Genomic DNA, 19,284 nt, shown 5'->3' on the forward strand with positions numbered 1-19,284 from the left:
TAACAATATCTCAAGATGGCAGAAAATATCCACAACACGTGGTCGATCGACGACATCGTTCGCCACGCCGCCAATTGTCGCCACGATCGGCCCTCGGCCGCCATATTGAAGTCCGTCGACGATTATAGGTTGCAGTTCGACCGGCAGCCGCATTCGCGATCCGGCGTCGGCGTGACGGTGTTCACCTTCCATGCCACCGTGCCGGAGACCCACGCCGCGATCGACTATGTCGACGTCAAGCACAACCACCATCAGTTCGACTATGAGGGGCTGTCGAACCATCTGATTTGGAGTTCGACCTCGTTCGCCAAGGCGAACATGTACTTCATCACCAGCGCCGACAGCGGCAAGGTCTTCGAGCAGAACAACATCAAKACGGTGCACCTGCACATCGACCGGGCCAAGCCGATGCTCGAGCGGGTCAAGGCCATGCTCGGCTACGTGGAGTCCGAGGCCTTCGCCAACGACACGGTGTTCCTCGACACCGACGCCTTCCCGAACAAGCCCCTCGAGCAGGTGTTCGACAACAGCTTCGACATCGGCGTCACCTATCGCCTGACCCCCGGCTACATGCCGTTGAACGAGGGCGTGATCTTCTGTTCGGCGCGCGACAAAGACGCGGTGCGGCGCTTTTTCCGCACCTATCTGGCGACCTACGAGGCGCTGATGTCCGCTCCCGTGATCGCCGCCTACTATGGCGACGTGGCCCGCTGGCGCGGGGGCCAACTGTCACTGAACGCCGTCGCCCCACCGATCGACCGCCATGTCGACGGGGTGGTTGTCCAAGACGGGATCACCTTCCGGTTCCTGCCTTGCGACCTGTTCAACTACTGGGTCGAGACGCCGCCGGCCCATGATGAAGCCGAGCTGGACGACAAGTTCATCCTGCACCTGAAGGGCGACAGCAAACCCATGCTGCCCCAGCTGGCCGCCTACCAGGCCGACCGCCTCAAGCGCCTGACCACCTGACCTTCCCTCGATCACTCCACGTTGACGATGGCGAACGACGCCAGGTCGATCGTGGCGGGCACTTCGTTCACCGACAGCACGGCCAGGCGCGGCAACGAGCGCTTGGTGAAGGCCTTCAAGTGGCGGCGGATGTCGGGACCGCACAGCAGCACCGGCGACAGGCTCTGGCGCATCATCTGTTCGGTCATCGGCGCCAGCTTCATCATCAGCTGCTCGGCCAGACGCGGCTCGATCACGAAGGCGCTCTTGCCGTCGCTGCGACGGATGTTCTCGGCCACCTGGGACTCGACACGCGGGCTTAGGCTGAGCACCGACAGCTGTTCCTGGTCACCGCGCAGCCCGTGGCAGATGCTGTGGCTGAGCCGCTGACGGACCAATTCGGTCAGGTCGCCCGGGTCCTTCGTCTGGCGAGCCAAATCGACGAGCGCCTCGGCGATCTGGTCGATATTGCGAATCGAGACGTCCTCGCCGAGCAGATTCTGCAGGATGCGCTGCACGTCCGACACCGTCAGCAGCGCCGGCACCAGCTCCTCGATCAGGCCCGGCTGGCGACCCCGCACCCCCTCCAGCAGGGTGACCACGTCGGACCGCKAGATCAGCAGCGGAGCTTCGTTGCGCAGCACCTCGCCCAAGTGGGTGATCAGCACGGTGATCGGGTCGACCAGGGTGTAGCCGCTGTCCTGGGCTCGGTCGCGCAGGTCCTGGTCGATCCAGATTCCGGGCAGGCCGAAAGCTGGGTCGCGCGCCGCCAGGCCGGGCAGCGGCTCCTTGGTCTCGCCGCCGGTCCCGATGGCCAGGGTCCGATCCGGATAGACCTTGGCATGGGCGTGGCGGTTGCCAAACAGCATGATCTCGTAGGCGTTCGGGTCCAGGCCCGCCCCATCCTGGAAGATCACGGCGGGAAAGGCGAAGCCGTTGACCTTTTCCTGCTGAGCTCGCAGGGCGGCGATCCGTTCACTGAGCAACGGCTTGAGCGCCTGCCAATGCTGGGTCAGCTCCTTGCCGATCAACACCTCGATCGCCGCCACCGCGCGGCTCTCGCCGCCCAGTCGCGCCTCGGTGTCGGGCTGGTCGATCGGCGCGCTCTCCAACGCCTCGCGCTGGCGGCGGCGCATGCCCAGCCACAGCGCCACCGAGGCCGCGATCAGGATCACCCCCGGCCACTTGGGCATGCCCGGCAGGCATAGCAGGAGCAGCAGGGCCCCGATCACGATGATCGGAATCTTCGACACCGAGCCCAGCTGGGCCAGAATCTCGCGGCTCAACTGGCGGTCGGCCGACGAGCGGGTGACCAGGATGCCGGTGGCGGTCGAGATGATCAGGGCCGGCACCTGGGTGACGATGCCGTCGCCGATGGTCAGCAGGGTGAAGGTCTGCAGGGCGGTCATCCAGTCCATGCCCTTCTGGGTCATGCCGATGATCCAGCCGGCGAAGATGTTGATCAGCAGGATGATGATGCCGGCGACCGCGTCGCCCTTCACGAACTTGCTGGCCCCGTCCATCGCCCCGTAGAAGGCCGCTTCCTTCTCCAGCTCCTTGCGCCGGCGCTTGGCCTCGTTCTGGTCGATCAGGCCCATGTTGAGGTCGGCGTCGATGCTCATCTGCTGGCCCGGTACGGCGTCCAGCACGAAGCGCGCGGCGACTTCCGACACCCGCTGGGCGCCTGAGGTCACGACCACGTACTGGACGACCACCAGGATGAAGAACACCACCAGCCCGATCACGAAGCTGCCCTGGACGCCGAACGAACCGATCGCTCCGATCACCGAACCCGCATGGGCGTCCGTCAGGATCAGGCGGGTGGCCGCCACGTTCAGCGCCAGCCGGTACAGCGTGGCCACCAGCAGCAACGACGGGAAGGTCGAGAAGGCCACCGGCTTCTCGACATAGAAGGTCAGCAGCAGGATCGACAGGGCGAAGGCGAAGTTGCTGATGATCAGCAGGTCCAGCAGCACCGACGGGATCGGCGTGAACAGCACCAGCAGGATGCCGATCACCGCCAGCACGAGCACCAGGTCGCTGTTCTTGCCCAGGACGTTCCTAAACATGAGGACTCTTCTTACGCATTTTCAAATAGATGGCGGCCACGGACTGGAACAGGACATCCGGGATCGGGCGGTTCAGTTCGCAGCGGTAGAGGATCCGGGCCAGTTCTCGGCTCTCGACGATGGTCACGCCGTAGAGGAAGGCCGTCCGCTTCAGGCGCAGGGCGAACTCCCCCGCCCCCTGAGCCACCACCTTGGGCGCGGCCATTGTGGCGGGATCGTATTTCAGCGCCACGGCGAAGTGGGTCGGGTTGGTGATCATCACGTCGGCGCCGCGCACCCCGCGCAGGCTCTGGCTGGTCTTGACGAACTCGCCGTGCAGCTGTTTGCGCTTGGACTTCATGCGCGGATCGCCCTCGCGATCGCGGGACTCGCGCTTCACGTCGCGCCGGCTCATCCGCATCTTCTTGAGGAAGTCGCGGCGCACGATCAGCTGGTCGAAGATCGCGAACGCCAGGGCGGCGATCACGAACAGCGACAACAGGCGGAAGGCGGTCCGCTGCATGGCCGAAACCAGGCTGTCGGCGTCGACGATCACCGGGCTCTCGGCGCGGATCGCCCCGCGCACCACCATGACCGCCACCCCGACATAGAAGGTCATCTTCAACAGGTTCTTGCCGGTCTCGACCAGCATGCGCACCGAGAACATCTTCTTGAGGTTCTGGGCCGGGTTCAGCTTGCCGAAGTCCGGTTTCAGCGGCGCGGCCGTGAAGATGAAGCCGGTCTGGATCAACTCGCCCACCAGCACCACCAGGAAGATCGCCACGCCCAGGCCGATCAGAGGCTTCAGCGCCGCGGAGGCCAGCATGCCGACCGCCGCGGCGATGGCCGCCGGACTGTCCAGCAGGCCGCCGGCCGCGGACAGGGCGCTCTGGAACGACCACTGGATCTTGGCGCGCAGGCCCGGACCGGCGATCCACATGTAGAGGCAGAAGGTCGACAGGCTGGCCAGGAAGCCCAGGTCCATGCCCCGCGCCACCTGCCCCTTCTCGCGCGCCTTGCTCAGCTTGAACGGTGTGGGGGCCTCGGACTTGTTCTGCTCGGAATCGCTCATCACAGAAGTCCGGGCAGGCCCGCCAGCGTCAGGCGCACCAGGCGCAGTAGCAGCGCCGACGACAGGCCCAGGGTCACGGGCAGCACCAGCATCAGCACGATCGCCTTGATCTGGAAGCCCAGCACCAGGACGTTCATCTGCGGCACGGTGCGGGCCAGGGCGGCGATCGCCAGGTCGGTGAGGAACAGGGCCAGCACCGTGCCGCCGCCCACGCCCATGGCGGTCAGGAACACGATGCCGATGTAATGGGTCAGCGGCGCCAGCGTGCCCGGCATAACCCCCCGCCCCACTGGCATGGCCTCCACCGACGCGGCGAGCAGGCGCAGCAAATCGCCGGGGCCGTCGACGGCGAAGAACACCACCCCCGCCAGCAGGGCGAACAGCGTGCCGACCAACGGGGTCTGGGCGCGGGTCGCCGGGTCGATGACCATGGCCATGCCATAGCCCGCCTGCACGTCGATCAGCCGCCCCACCGTGTACAGCGCGCCGAAGGTCAGCTGGAAGGCCAGGACGAAGATCGAGCCCAACAGCAGCTCGCGCAGGCCCGCGACGACGAGGGAACCGGTGTCGACGCTCACCGCGGTCTGGGCCGGATAGGCCGAGACCAGGCAGACGGCGATCCCGATCCCGAACAGGGCGCGGAACAGCGGCGGAACCTTGGTCAGGGAGAACGGCGGGGCGAAGGCGAAGACAGGTGAAATCCGCAAGCTCAGCAGACCGCTAGAAACCGCCCAGCCGACAAGAGGATCGACCTGCACGCCCTAGCTCAGCGACGGGATCAGCTTGATGGTGTAGAGCGCGAAACTGGTGATCCGCCCCAGCATCCACGAGCCCAGGGTGATCAGCATCAGCCCGGCGATCAGCAGCTTGGGCACGTAGGTCAGGGTCATTTCCTGCAGCTGGGTGGCTACCTGCAGCACGCTGATCAGCAGGCCCACGACCAGGGCGGCGACGAGAATCGGCGCGGACACCACGAAGGCGTTCCACAGCATCAGATTCATCAGCTCTAGAGCCTGATCCGCCCCCACGAAATCCCCCGACTTATCCTTGTACCCCACCCCTGCGATTGCATGAAAGTTGTGGGGGTTCAAGGGGGGGGGGTTCGGGAGCACGACTGGCGGAGGCAGATGGCGTGCCTGCGTAAACGCAGGCTTGTCAGGTTAACGACGGCGGCCAAATCGCCAAGCGACATGAGCCTCGGCGCGAAGTAGCGAAGGGTCGGGCGGCGGATGCCATGGCCTTGCACCTCTGCCGCCCTTGCGGGAACCATCTTCTCCGTCGGCGGCCTGGCAGAGTTTCAGAAACGGGGCGGCTCCCCCCCCCGCCCCTCGCTGCGTCGCCTGGGCGCAGATCTTCAGGATGCCCTGAGGCACGTTAGATCATTCATCGCCGAGGTTGCCCGGTAGCTTAAGATCAAAATCTGGCGGTGATTGCTCCGCCGTTGTCGTCAGGCGCTTCCCGGACAACAGCATGGCCATCGCTTCCTTGCCTAACCACCAGTTCCGAACCTTCGTGAAGTCTTCGGCCTTCAAGGCGGATTGGAACCATTTCATAAGTTCTTGTGCGACAGGCTTTTCGTGGACGGTCGCCACGCTTCCGGGCAACAGGGTTCCAGTCTTCCAGAGGCCCGCCATGTTCAACGAGATAGCCTCTTCGTTATCGGCCCCGAACAAGTTCCAGCGCTTTTCACCTCTCTTCGTCACAGAGACTTGCATGTGATTTTTAGTGTCTCGATGAGACACCATGTAGGCTTGAGATTGACTCCCGGTCTCGTGGGTCGCTAGCCCGGGATTGGGGATTTGCGATGACTCTAGATAGATCGCCCGATCTGGAGTCGAGAGAGTTCCAATTTCGATAAATTTCAACGGTGCATTTGATTCCAGCCGCCGCAGCACCGGCGCGATGTCGGCTGGGGTGGCGAAAAAGAAAATCTGCTTCATGGAACCCGCTTCGGAACAAGGATGAGTTTGTCATTCGGGAAGGCTGCTCTGATCCTAGCAGCTGCCGCAGCTTCACTGGCTGTTGGAGTCACTCCGTCCGCGCGAGTCGTCACAGTCTGGATTCTCACGGTGCGACCGTTCGGCGCAGTAGCCGTGATATCAACGTAGCTCCCGCCCTTCGATCCGCCACCAGGTCCTGCAATATATTCCTCCGGGCCAAGACCGCCTCCAGGCCGATCGCCAAAAGTGTATTCACGGGTGTCAAGCTCGCGAGTGATCGCATAGTTCTGCTCCCGTGTAGCCGTCGAGCCCCATCGTCCGCCACTCTCTGACAGGTAACGTTGGGTGAATGGCGAAAGCGTCTCACTCTCTGCAGCGTCAAAACCGATTTCATCCAGGTCCAATCGCCCTCGGTTGAACACGGCCTTGCTCTCCACCATCTCGGGCAGGCCCAGGGCCCCTGAAAGCAATTCCGGCTGATACTCGCCGCTTAGCCGCGCAAGACGATTCAAGTCCCCGCTGGCGATCGCCTGGCCGAGCGGTCCGCTTTGCGCGACCATGTTGTCTCGTGCCGATTGAGGATCCCGCGCCAGATTGCGGAAACCCTCTACCGTCGAGACTGCCAAGTTCAGTGTCCTGAAGCTTTGCTTGATGGGACTGGCCTGGTCGATCTGGCTTCGTACGCCCTCCAATACGCCTTGCGTCAAAGTAGCGAGCGTGCCGGCAGGGTCCTGCCGGAAGTCCGCCCAGGACGCCGCTTCACGTGCCGCCCTGATGCCCAAACCCTCGGTGTGATTTGCGCTTATTGAAGAGGTGGCCTCGTTCAGAAGCGGGACGTCGATATAGCCTCCGCCAAAGAGCTCTTGCTGCAGGCCAGGCTTGTAGTCGAGCGCCACGGCGCCAAAGTCTTTGTTAGCGATGTAGATTTTTCGGATCAGGCGATCCTCGCCGCCTCGTCTTTCTAGGACATCGCCGATTTCGACCTTCGTGCCGGCAGGGACCCTAAGCCGCGTGTTGTCCACCCACGCCCCATTCTGGTGGATGGGAATGACTCCATCGACCATGGTGCCAGGCGCGCCCATGAAGCCGGCCGAATAGCCCGCCGTCGCACTACGGTCGCCCGATGACGGCCTTCGCGCGGCCCCTGCCGTGATCGTCCTGGCCGCCCCTGATCCTGAATAGTCATAGGAGAGGTCGCTGGCATTGATGAAGGGAGCGTAGCTGAGTTGCTCATTGACCATGCGAGGCGTTGATCCGGTGATCGGGCCTTCGACCCCGACCGTCTCGATGGGCCGAACCTCCCCAACATCGCGAGCGATCCCGAACTTGCCCTCACCCCGACGTTCGGCCAGTTCAGCCGCGCGCTGCAGCCCCCCAGCAATCGCGTTACCGATCGTGCTGCTGATCACGTCCGGCAGGGCCGTCATCAGGTTTTTGCCGAAGTCCGAACCATCGATCAGGCTATGCGCCGCGGCGCCGGCGATCGCACCGGCGCTTCCGGAAAGCGCGGTGGAGGCCATGCCCTGCCAGCTATCGGCTCTGAACTCCCCGAACTTGGTCGTCAATTTGGTGTCCACGGCGCTGGACACGCCGGCGACCACGCCCGCGACCGCGACATTGGTCCAGCTGAACTTGTCCTGCACCCCTATGACAACGCCGATGCTCTGACTGATCGCATTGTTCGCCGCGCCCTTCGCGACGGCGATGGCGAAGTCCTCGACGTTGTGGACCGATCCCACCGGGCCCACGCCGCCAACCGCGGCGGTGACCGCCGCCATGGCGACGCTCTTCCAGCTGAACTTGTCCTGGTTGCCGGTGGCGACCCCGAAGGCCTGGCTGGCGATGCTGCCGGCGGCGGCGGCGATCGCGCCCGCGGTGGCCGCGGCGATACCGCTGGTAGCGCCGGCGAAGACCCCGCCAAACAGGGTGCTGGTCGGGGCCGTGAGCGCGCCGTAGGTCAGCGCGGTCACCACCACCGCCACGACCACCATCAGGATCTGGCCGACGACGCCGCAGCCCTTCTTGGCCTTGGCGGCCAGGACCGGGGCCGGGGCGTTGGTGGGCGAGGTTTCGCCCATCGCCTGGTTGGGGTCGTAGGGACGGAAGGTGGCGTTGTTGTTGTGGAGGTTGGCGACCTTGTTGGGGATCACCAGGCGCATGCCGGCGGCGATGGCGCCGGGACCCGACAGGCCGTTGGCGTCGGCGATCAGGTACCAGAGGCTGGCGTCGCCCCACATCGCCGTGGCGATGGAGTTCAGGGTGTCGCCGGCCTTGGCCGTGTAGGTCGAGCTGGCGTCGCCCTGGCTGGTCGGGCTGATCGGGTCGTAGCTCTGGTCGAAGTCGGCCTGGGCGCCGCGGCCGGTGAACACCTGGCCGGGCGTGTGGTTGGCGCCGCGGGCGTTGATCGTGGCGGCGTAGTCCAGCTTGCCGGCCCCGTCGTTGCCGACGTCGCCGACCCGCAGGTTGTTGAAGTAGTAGTAGAGCTCGACCGGACGGCCGGTGTTGATCACCGGATTGGCGATGGCGGCCTGCACGCCGCTGGCCGCGCCATACCCGGCGATGTCCTGGCGCATCATCACCTGGCCCATGGCGTCGGTGACGTAGGTCATGGTGCGCGGGAAGCCGTCGTTGACCGAGGCCGAGACCAAGTTCCCGCCGTTGTCGTAGGTGTAATAGGTGTACCAGGTCCGGGTCGCGACCGAGGAGGACCCGCTGCTGTAGCTGACCGCCGACACCACCGCGCTGTCCCACCAGACATAGGTGTTGTTGGTGCGGGTGTTGGTGGTCTGGCCGCTGCGGGTGGAGGCGGAGGTGCTGAGCGTCAGCGGGCCGCCGCCGGCCGCGTAGGTGTAGGTGGTGGAGGTGTAGGTGTAGACGCTGTCCGAACCGAGGGTGTTGGTGTAGTCCGCCGTCACGTTCGAGCGGCTGTCGTAGCTGGCGGTCTTGCTGTAGGCCAGCGCGCCAGTGGCCGTGTACTCGTAGTGCTCGGTCACGCGACCGAGCAGGTCGCGCGTGTCGCTGGCCAAGGCGACCTGGGCGGTCATGCCGCCGGCATAGGTGCCCTCGTTGACCGTGGTGGACAGCAGGTAGCCGTCCTCGGTGTAGCTGTAGTGCTCGGTGCGGCCGGTGGAGTAGGACTGCTGGCTGGTGACCGTGTAGGCTTGGCTGATCGTGCGGGCGGCGATGACCTGCTCGGGCCGCCAGGCGGTCGTGTAGTAGCCCGGATCCTGGGTGGCCGGCGTGGTGTAGGCCGGGACCACGACATTGTAGTATTCCGTGTGGCCCGGCACGATGATGTCGGGCTGAGGCACCGACACCATCACCTGCTTGTGCCAGTAGCCCGTKCCGTCCCACTCTCCTGTTTCGCTGGTATAGCTTATGGCTTCCGCGACATAGCTGCCCCAGGAAGAAGCGTACTGGTCGATGTTGAGGTACGCGATTTCGTCGTCGGCCAGGTAGTGGCTATAGGAGGCGTGGGCCGGAATCGTCCTGCCGTTCGGGAGCGTGACCGCCGGCACCGCCCAGGGCTGGGTGATTGGCGGCTGCGGTATGGCGTAGGTGTCCACCCAGTATGATCGGGTTTCGGTATGCTCCGGGACATAGACGCCCGGATGGATGGCGCCTTCGACCCAGACCTTGGCCTCGGGCACGAGATAGCGCCCGGTGCCGTCCATCCTGCCCACCTCGCCGGTGACGCTGACGGCGTAGTAGTAGCCTCCGTTGTAGTAGGTCGAGACGATGTCCTGGGCCTCGATATAGTAGGCCACCGCATAGTGGGCGGGGATCGTGCGTCCCGGAACGGTGACCGCCGGAACGGTGGTGGTCACCGTCTCGGTCTTGGTGATGGTGGTCGTGGCGGTGGCGCGGTTGCCGGCCGCGTCATAGGTGATCTCGACGCCCTCGGCGCCGCGGACGATCGCGTTGCTCGCCGTGTCGAATGACCCCTTCGTGGTGACGAAGCGGTTCATGCTGTCGTACTTGTACCAGTAGTCCTGGACCTGGCCGGTCGCCCCGGCGGCGCTGGTGTAGACCGACCGCATGCGGCGGATGTTGCCGACGGCGTCGTAGGCGTAGGTGATGTTGATCGGCCGCGAGTTGGCATAGCCGCTGTCCACCACCGAGGTCAGGCGGTTGAGGGCGTCGTAGGTCGAGGTCGCGTTCTGGAACGAGACCCCCCCGCTGGCCGAGGCCGCCGAGTATTGCTCGATCGTGCGGTTGCCGTTGGCGTCGTAGCCGTAGGTGGTGGTGGCGGTCACGCCGGCCAGGCTGGTGTCGGTGAGCGTGGCCACCTTGCCGGTGTTGAAATAGCTGTAGACCAGGGTGCGGCCGCCCAGGTTCGGGCCGGCGTCCTGACTGGCGATGCGCCCGGCCTTGTCGAAGCTGTAGAGCGAACGGTGGCCGCCCTGGTMGATATGCTCCGTGGTGCGCCCGAAATAGTCGCTGCGGTCGATCGAGGTCGTGCCGCCGGCGAAGTTGGTGATCTTGGTCCAGCCGCCGAACACGCCCAGGCCGTTGGTCGAGAGCACGCCGTTGTAGCTGTAGGTGTAGCTGGTGACGTCGCCGGCGTAGCTGACGGTCTTGATGACCCGGCCCTGGCGGTCGTAGTCGGTGGTCTCCTTGACGCTGGCGCCGAGCACCGAGTTGGCGTGGCTCAGCTGCTGGCCCAGGCCGTCATAGGTGTATGTGTCGACCAGCGCGCCGGCGGCGCCGCGCGTGGGATGGGTCACGGTCAGGGTCCGGCCCATCTTGTCGTAGGTGCGCGTTTCGACGAAGCCCAGTTCGTTGGTGAACTTGCGCGCGTCGCCATACACGTCGAAGCCCACGCGGCTGACGGTGTGGTCGGCGTGGAATTCAGCCGTGACCAAGGCTTCATCACCGCCGTATCCCGAGCCGGCCAGCAGCAGGCGGCTGTTGAGATTGCCATTGGCGTCGGTGACGCCGAGCAGGCGGCCGGAGATGTCGTAGGCGTAGGTCTCGGTGGGGACGACGCTGATCACCGCGCCGTTCTCGGCCGTGTAGGTCGTCTGCGGGCTCTTCTTCTGAACCAGCTTGCCCAGGGTGTTGTAGGCGAAGTTGGTGGTGTAGCCGCGCGCGTCGGTCTCGGACGCCACCTCGCCGAAGGCGTTGTAGGTCTTGCCGCTGGTCAGGTTGGCGACGCCGCCGCCGGCCGTCAGTTCACGACGCGCCTCGACGGAGCCGGTCTGCTGGCCGCGCTTGTCGTAGGTGCTGTAGGTGAGCGTGACGCCGGCCACCGAACCCGCGCCGAGGGCGACAAACAGCCCGCCGATGGTGGCGGTGGTGAACCCGGACAGGTCCGCGCCGGACGAGGTGAGGGTTTGGGTCGCCTTGCCCGCGCCGTCATAGACGTAGAGCTTGATCACGCCGTCGCCGGCCGTCGAACGCCACAGGCGGCCGCCGGAGTCGTAGTCGTACTTCTCCTGCCAACCGCCGTTGACGCCCTTGGCGACGACCTCGCCATAGGCGTTGTACTTGACCTGGGTCTGGTCGCCGAGCGTCCAGCTGGAGCCGTAGCTGGCGGTTCCCTGGGAGATGACCCGGCCCAGTTGGTCGTAGCGATAGACGTTGGCCTCGGCGACCGTCGCGCCGTCGGACTTCGTCCTGACATACGACTCCCGCAGAACGCGTCCGCCCACGTCGTAAGCGTAGGTGCGGGTGAAGCCGGCGGCGTCCGTCACCGTCAGCAGGCGCCCGGTGCCGCCGGCGTAGGTGTAGGTCGTGGTCTGGTCGGTGGTCGCCGTGCCGGCCAAGCTGCGGACCGTGCTGCGGGTGAGGTCGTTGAGACCGTTGTATTTGGTCTCGGTCATCGTCCGGACCGAAGCGCCGGTGTAGTCGGTGAACGCCGAGGCGGTGGCCGAGGTCTGGCGGCCCAGGCCGTCATAGGCGTAGTCGATATAGTCGCCGGTGGCCTCGGTCTTGCGGGTGACGTTGCCCAGTCCGTCATAGGCGTAGGTGATCAAGGCGCTGGTCGGGCCGGCGCTGAGCACGCCGGTCGTGGCGTTGATCGTATAGCTGGCGACGCCGTTGCGCTGCTCGGTGAGCCGGTGGCCATTGCGGTCGTAGGTGAAGACCGTGATGCGGTCGTCGGCGGTCTTGGCCACGTTGGCGCGCAGGGCGACCGGATCGCTGGACGTCGTCACGGCGCTCGCCACCCGCGTGGCGAAGCGTTCCTCGGTCAGCACGTTGCCGTCGCCGTCCAAGGTGTAGGACGTCAGGTAGTTTTCCTGGTCGACGCTGGCGACCTTGTGGCCGGCCTTGTCGTAGAACGAGAAGACGCTGCGGCCGTTGGGGTCGATCACCTGCACGACATTGCCGGCCGCGTCATAGACCGTCTGGGTCACCAGGTTCGACGTCGTCAGCGCATTGCCGTTGGCGGGCAGATTGACCAGCTGGCTCGCCACGGTCGAAGCGACCAGGCGGTTGTTTCGGTCGTAGGTATAGAGCGTCTCGCGATAACCGCCCGAACCCGTCGGCTGGGGATCGGTCGGCGCCAGGGCGCCGTAGGTTCCGGCGCGGACGCTGTAGTCGCCGCTGTAGGTTCCCGGCGTGGCCGAGGTGGGGATCCACGAGCCCTCGACCCGATAGCCCGTACCGTCCCAGATCCCCACCTCACCCGCGGCGTTGTAGGCATATTCCGTCAGCGTGGAGCTGGTGCAGTCGTAGGTCCATTCCTGGACGACGTTGGCGATCTCGCCGCTCGCCATGTAGCGCGGCGGGCCGATATGGCCCTCGACCACCGTATCGGCCGTCCAGGACCCGGTCGGGCTGGAAGGCGTGATCGCCACCGGATCGGCGTAGACCCGCTCGGACGCCACGTTGCCGGCCAGGTCGTAGGTCCAGGTGTGAAGCGTGCCCACGCCATCCACCTGCGAGACCTTCCGGTCCAGATGGTCGAACCAGCTGATCGTGCGCGCGCCGGCCTGGTCGACCGTCTGGACGATGTTGCCGCGCTTGTCGTAGGCGATGGTCGAGATCGGCGTCACCGAGGTGGTCGTGCCGAGGTCCTCGCTCAGCACCTGGACGCTGTCGCCGCTCTCCTGGATCAGGCGGTCGAGCCTGTCGTAGGCGAAGAGCGTCGTGCGCTGCTCGGTCAGGCCATAGGCCTCGATCGTCTTGGTGCGGTTGCCGCGCGCGTCGTACTCGTACTTGTTGGTGATCGTGGCCGACTGGGTCGTGCCGTCGGCGCGGGTGGACCCCACCGGCAGCACCTCGGTCAGCATCAGGCCGCGCTTGTCGTAGACATAGGTCTTGGTGGCCAGCAGCTTGTTGGTGACCGCCGTGCGGTCGCCGAAGGCGTTGAGCGTGTAGGTCTCGGTGTAGTTCTCCGCGTCGGTGACGGAGGTGACGCGGTCCAGGCGGTCGCGGACGAAGGTGGTGACCTGGTCGGCGGCGTTGGCCGTCACGGTCGGCATGACGCCGACCGTCGGCGCCGAGACCTTGACGGCGCCGCGCGTGACCTTGGTCACCTCGCCGCCCACGGAATATTCGGTCTTGGTGTAGTAGCCCTCGGGATCGACCTGCAGGACCAGCTGGTTGAGCTTGTCGTAGTAGAAATAGCCGACGTTGTTGCGCGGGTCGGTGACCTTCACCAGGTTGCCGAACGCGTCGTACTGCTTGGCGGTGACGGCGTTGACCCCGGCGTCCAACTGGACGGTCTCGGTCTTGATGTGGCCCACGGCGTCGTAGGCGTAGGTGGTGGTGAAGCCGCGGGCGTTGGTGATGGTGGTCACCCGGCCCAGGCCGTCATAGGCGTAGGTGGTCGTCGCGGCCTCGGCCGTGCCGTAGCCCAGCGTCTCGCTCGCGAGCCGGCCGGCGGCCTCGTAGACCCGATGGGTCGTGGCCGCGTCGGCGGTCTGGTAGGCCACCGTGCTGTCGGTGATCCGGCCCTGCGCGTCCAGCACCAGGTGGGTGACCACCCCTTCGGCGTTGGTGACGTCGGTCAAGCGGCCGGCGGCGTCATAGGCGTAGGTGGTCGTCGCCGCGGCGTCGAGGGTCGCCTGCGCCGTGCCGATCGTCGACTTCAGGCCCGCGGCGGTGGTGCCGTCGCTGGTCGAGTACTTGGCCGCGTAGCGGAGGGTCTTGGTGACCCGGCCGACCGAGTCGTATCGGGTCTCGGTGACGTAGCCTTCGGCATCGACCGCGTAGACCGGGCGGCCGGCGGTGTCGTAGAGCGTGCGGCTGGTGCGGTCCTCGTCGATCGCCGTGCCGGTCAGGCCGGCCGACCAAGCCTGCATCGTGGCCAGGCTGGGGTCCAGGTTGTTGTCCGTATCCGCCGGGTTGACGTAGGCGGTCTCGTACTGGCGCACCTTGATGACGCGGCCCGCCGCGTCGTAGCTGAAGGCGGTGACCTGCCCCATGGCGTCGATGGTGAAGATCGCCCGATTGGCGCCGTCATAGACCGTGCGGCTGACCCGCTTGTCAGCGGGCGCCAGGTTGGAGTTCTGGTCGACATAGGCGATCGTGTAGGTCCCCGTCGCCGGGATGGCGAGGAGGCCTTGTCGCGTGCGGATCAGATTGCCTGAACCGTCATAGATGTACTTGGTCGGCCGCAGGTAGGTGTCCAGCGAATAGCGCAGCTGGCCGTCGCCATTGTACAGATAGATCGTCACCTCGTCGTTGGCCGAGGTCGCGACGGCCGCGGTGATATCGGCGCTGGTCGGGGTCAGCGACAGGGTCCCCAGGGCCGCGGCGGCGATCTGGTTGGCGTAGAGGCGGACCGAGGCGACGCGCCCCTCGCCGTCGTAGGTCCGGACGGTGACGGCCCCGACCGCATCCACCGTCCAGGTCAACCGCCCCTCGGCGTCGTAGACGTAGCGGGTGATCTTGTCCGTCGCGTCCTTGGCGGCGGTCACGTTGCCGTTTTTGTCGTAGGTGTAGTTGGTGGTCAGGTTCAGGCCGGCGGGGTCGACCTGCGTCTTGGTGCGCCGGTCGGCCTTGTCGTAGCTGTACTGAGTGACCTGGGCGGCCGACGTGCCCGCGGCTTCCGTCACGGTCAGCACGCGGCCGGCCTTGTCGTAGGCGTAGACCGTCGCGATCGCCAGTCCGGCCGGGTCGACCGTCACCGTCGTCTGGCGTCCGACCTTGTCGTAGGCGATCGTCACCACCCGGGTCGCGTCGGTGACGGAGATCTGCTGACCCTTGGTGTCGTAAGCGTAGGACGTCGTCAGGTTCATGCCGCCGCTGTTGACCTTGCGGTTCAGCACGCGATTGGCCGCGTCGTAGGTGAAGCTGGTCTTGAGACCGGTGGCGTCGATGATGTCGACCAGGCGCTCGGCCTTGTCGTAGTTGCGCGTTTCCGTGCCCGCCGCATCGGTCTTGGTCTTCAGCGCGCCGCTCTTGTCGTAGGTGTAGGTCGTCACCCGACCCGCGCCGTCGGTCACCGAGATCGTCTGGCCGTAGGCGTTGGCGACGCTGGTGGTGATGATCCCTTCGGGCGTGGTGACGGTCACCTGGCGGTTGAACGCCGTGTAGGCGTAGGTGGTCGTCTTGTTCTCGCGATCGGTGAAGCTCACCACCGCGCCACGGGCGTCGTAGGCGAAGCTCTGAACCCGGTTCAAGGCGTCGGTGGTCGTGATCGTCCGCCCGGCTCGATCGTAGGTCGACGAACGGCTCGCACCGTTCGGGTCGATGGTCTGCAAGACGCGGCCGAAGGCGTCGTAGCCGAACTGGGTCGTCAGCTGCAGGCCGCCGGTCTCGGCGTCGCGGGTTGTGGCCAGCAGCAGGCCACGGCGATCATAGGCCTGGGTGGTCACGACCGAGCTCGTGGCGTCCAGCTGGGCCACGCTGATGGTCTGTTGGCCGAAGGCGCTGTAGCCATAGGCGGTCGTGGCGCCTGTCGCGTCGGTCGACATCGTGACCAGATCGCGCGCGTCGTAGTCCAGGTGGGTGACGCTATCGAGAGCGGGGTTGGCGATCGCGGCCACCGCGTTGAGCAGGGTCGTATTGACCAGACCGCCGTCCATCCCCGCGACCGGCGTCACGGGCGCCGCATAGACGATGGTGTCGGTCAGGCGCCCCAGGTTGTCGTAGCGGCGCTCGGTCACCTCATTGGCGGCGTTGACCGTATGGGTGAGCTGCCCGTCCTTGTTGTAATAGTAGAGGGTCCTGAGGCCCGATGTGCCCGTGCCGTTCGGGTCGATTCTGTAGACCAGACGGTCGGCCGCGTCGTAGGTGTAGCGGACGCCGTAGGTGTTATAGACGGTGTTGATCTGGGTGGCCGTGGGCGTGGCGCCCAGCGCGGCGAGCGCGGCGCTGCCTTCGCCCGACAGCTCGCGGATCAGGCGGCCGCGCAGGTCGTATTCCCGGTTGGTGGCCCGCACGTCCGTCGGCGTCTGGGTCGAGACGGTCGAGGTCGAGATCAGGTTGCCGGCCGTGTCATAGCCGTAGGTCGTGGTCTCGGTCCCACCGCCCGTCAGGCTCCGGGTCATGGTGGTGGCCCGCCCGCTGGCGTCGCGAACGTAGGTCGTGGTCTCGATCGGGCCGGAGGCGGCGGCGGCGGCGACGTTGGCCAGGGTGGCGGCGACGCCGGCCGCCAGCTTCTGGCCGTGGATCTCCTCGCGGACGTCGCCGTCGGCGGTGTAGTTGTAGCGGACGATGTCGCCTTCGCCGTCGACCGTGGCGCGCAGGCGGTTCTGGCCGTCATAGATCGCCCGATTGTGGATGTCCTTGGCGCTGAGGGCGCCGGACACCACCGTGGACTGCAGGGTCGAGAAATCGTCGCTCGCGCGATTGCCGGTGGTCGCCGTGGCGTAGCGGATGGTTTCGACCTGGCGTCCCAGATTGTCGTAGACCATCTCGGTCAGGTAGCCTTCGGCGTCGAGCACGCCGATCAGCTGGCCGAAACGGTCATAGAAGTTGCGGGCCGTGCGGTCGAAGGTCGCCGAGGCGGCCGGCAGCACCTTGGCCGTCGGCGGCGCGGCCTTCAGCGCGGCGACGTCCAACTGGGTGGCGTACTGCGTGGTCGCGACCAGGCGCGAATAGCCGTCATAGACATACTCGGTCGCGGCGCCGGTCGGATCGATGGTCTCCACCAGACGGCCGGAGGTGTCGTAGACGCGCCATTCCCAGGAGTCGTTGGCGTCGGCGACGGGCCGCAAAGCCGCGATCGTGGCCGTGGTCGGACTGCCGGTCGCCGCCGAGATCTGGGCGGCGGTGGGCAGGGTCTTGTAGCGGATCGTCCGGACCAGCAGGTTGTCGCTGTTGTAGATGTACTCGACGACGCTGCCGTCGGCATCCAGGTCGGCGACCTTGCGGCCCAGCTTGTCGTAGAGCTGCTGGCTCTTGACGCTGGTGGGGTCGCTGGTGGTGAGCAGCCGGCCCAGCTTGTCGTAGGTGAAGTTGGTGACCGAAGAGCCCTGCGTCCCGGCCGAGCTGGTGAAGCTCAGCAGATTCCCGATGGCGTCGTAGACCGAGGTCTGCACCAGGCCGCTGGCCAGGGTGACGATCGTCTTGCGGGCGGCGTCGCTGAACGCGATGCTGGTGGTGTAGCCGCGCAGGTCGGTCGAGGCCACCAGGCGACCCAGGCCGTCATAGACGAAGGTTTCGTGCGGATGGGTCCCGGCCGGATCGCCCGCGCCGTCGAGGGTCACCCGGTTGAGCAGATTGCCGGCCTGATCGTAGATGAAGCTGGTGCGCGAGACCTCGGTCGGATCGCTGGTGTCGCCCTGGCCGTTGACCAGCAGCTTGCCATAGGTGGTCACGCTGGCGACGTTGCCGCGGAAGTCGTAGGTGGTGTCCGTGCGAACGCCCCCGGACTTGTCGGTGAGGCCGGCGAACCAACTGGCGGTCAACGCCGCGGTCGGGGCGTTCGCGAAGTTGCCGACCTGGGCGTAGTTGCTCAGTTGCAGCTCGCCGGTCCGGCGCCCGTACCCGTCATATTCGTAGGTCGTGGCGGTCAGGCCGCCGTTGAAGCCGACCAGGCTGTACTGCAGGCGATTGGCGCTGTCGTAGAAATAGAAATAGGCCGGCAACACCAGGCTGCTGCCCGGGCCGTAGTGCAGTTCGCTCGTCAGCTGGCCGGCGTTGGTGTAGCTGCGGACGACGCCGTTGCCGAGCAGGTCGGTCTCGGTCGCCACGTTGCCGAAGGCGTCGTAGGTGTAGGTGACCACATTGCTGCCGGCGGCCGCGGTGAGCACGTCGCCGTTGGCGTTGTAGGTGAAGGTGGTGACCTGGGCGGCCTCGCCGGCGACGGCGGGCGGCGCGGTGATCTGGGTCAGCTGGCCAGCCGCGTCATAGACCAGGCTGGTGACCTGGCTGTAGGGGTCTGTGACCGTGGTGGTGCGGGTGGCGGTGTTGTAACCGATGGTCGTCACGCGGGTGACGCCCGACGAGATCGTCTCGGTCAGTGTGCCGACCCGGTAGTCCCCCGCCGTGGGCTGGATATAGGCGATCTGCAGCAGCGAGCCGTCGCTCTGGGCGATCGAGGCGATGCGGTTGCTGGTCCCGCTGTAGGTGTAGGTGGTGACGTAGGTGGCGGCGTCGGTGATGTCGTTGTCGGTCGGCGACAGGTCGACGGTCACCGTGGTCAGGCGGTTGGAGGTGTCGTAGCCGTAGCGCACCCGGGTCAAGGTGGTGACCGAGCCGGCGCCGTCGGGCTTGTAGCCCGTGACCACCTGGGTCAGCAGGGTCCCAGTGTAGACCAGATCGGTGTAGTAGCCGTCGGCCGTGGTCACCCGGCTGACCTGGCCGCCGGCGTTGTAGCTGAAGGTCAGGGTGTTGCCGTTGTTGTCGGCGCTGGTCAGGATCCGGCCGCCATTGGCCTCGTCATAGCGTTCGACCACCAGGCTGTTGCCGTCCGCCCAGGTCCAGACCCCGGCGTTGTAGGTGAGCTTGTCGTAGGCGCCGCCGCCGTCGGTGGCGATATAGGCCGAACGGCTGGCCGACCAGCCGTACACGACCTGGGCGCCGTCCCAGTCGGTGCGGGTGATCGTGCTGCCGACGGTGTTGAGCGTGCCCGTCAGGCCCGTGACCGAGCGTTGGACGCTGAGCCGCCAGTTGTCGGTGGAGGTCCCCTTGCTGTTGTAGGCCCGGGCGATCACGTCGTCCGGACCCAGCCCGATCAGCATCTCGTCCGTGCGCTGGACGACCAGGTTGCCGGTGGCCGCGTTGACGTAGACGTTCTCGCCGCCACGTCCGACGGTCGCGTTGCCGAGGAGGCCGCGCGATCCCAGCAGCGCGACCGAACTGCTCTGGAGACCCAGGCTGTTCCCCGTGACAATCGCGACCATGGCTCGCTCCCCGTACATCTCGTTGGCCGGGG

7 protein-coding genes are annotated in these 19,284 nt (G+C 66.1%); 1 reads left to right on the forward strand and 6 read right to left on the reverse strand.

The window, feature by feature from the left end; all coding sequences use genetic code 11:
- Positions 1–15 precede the first annotated feature (15 nt).
- Entirely contained in the window at positions 16–969 is a 954-nt protein-coding gene (locus AC1U89_RS01010) for a hypothetical protein (protein ID WP_479897781.1), read from the forward strand.
- 11 nt (positions 970–980) lie between these two features.
- On the opposite strand, the gene AC1U89_RS01015 is transcribed toward AC1U89_RS01010, so the two are convergent.
- The 6 genes from AC1U89_RS01015 to AC1U89_RS01040 form a co-directional block, all read right to left on the reverse strand.
- On the reverse strand, positions 981–3,017 hold the full coding sequence (locus tag AC1U89_RS01015) for a flagellar biosynthesis protein FlhA (protein WP_479897782.1): 2,037 nt from the start codon (positions 3,015–3,017) through the stop codon (positions 981–983).
- Entirely contained in the window at positions 3,010–4,068 is a 1,059-nt protein-coding gene (locus tag AC1U89_RS01020) for an EscU/YscU/HrcU family type III secretion system export apparatus switch protein (protein ID WP_479897783.1), read from the reverse strand. Before AC1U89_RS01020 ends, AC1U89_RS01015 begins: the two co-directional genes overlap by 8 nt.
- Positions 4,068–4,826, reverse strand: a complete 759-nt coding sequence (locus AC1U89_RS01025; protein ID WP_479897784.1) for a flagellar biosynthetic protein FliR — start codon at positions 4,824–4,826, stop codon at positions 4,068–4,070. Before AC1U89_RS01025 ends, AC1U89_RS01020 begins: the two co-directional genes overlap by 1 nt.
- 3 nt (positions 4,827–4,829) lie before the next feature.
- Positions 4,830–5,069, reverse strand: a complete 240-nt coding sequence (locus AC1U89_RS01030; RefSeq protein ID WP_479897785.1) for a flagellar biosynthetic protein FliQ — start codon at positions 5,067–5,069, stop codon at positions 4,830–4,832.
- A 378-nt stretch (positions 5,070–5,447) separates the two neighbouring features.
- Positions 5,448–6,008 (reverse strand): hypothetical protein, encoded by a 561-nt coding sequence (locus AC1U89_RS01035; protein ID WP_479897786.1) that lies wholly within the window; start codon positions 6,006–6,008, stop codon positions 5,448–5,450.
- On the reverse strand, positions 6,005–19,252 hold the full coding sequence (locus AC1U89_RS01040; RefSeq protein ID WP_479897787.1) for a LysM peptidoglycan-binding domain-containing protein: 13,248 nt from the start codon (positions 19,250–19,252) through the stop codon (positions 6,005–6,007). The genes AC1U89_RS01035 and AC1U89_RS01040 overlap by 4 nt, the downstream gene beginning before the upstream one ends.
- Positions 19,253–19,284 lie beyond the last annotated feature (32 nt).

The sequence above is a fragment of the Caulobacter sp. 05T431 genome, assembly GCF_056665975.1.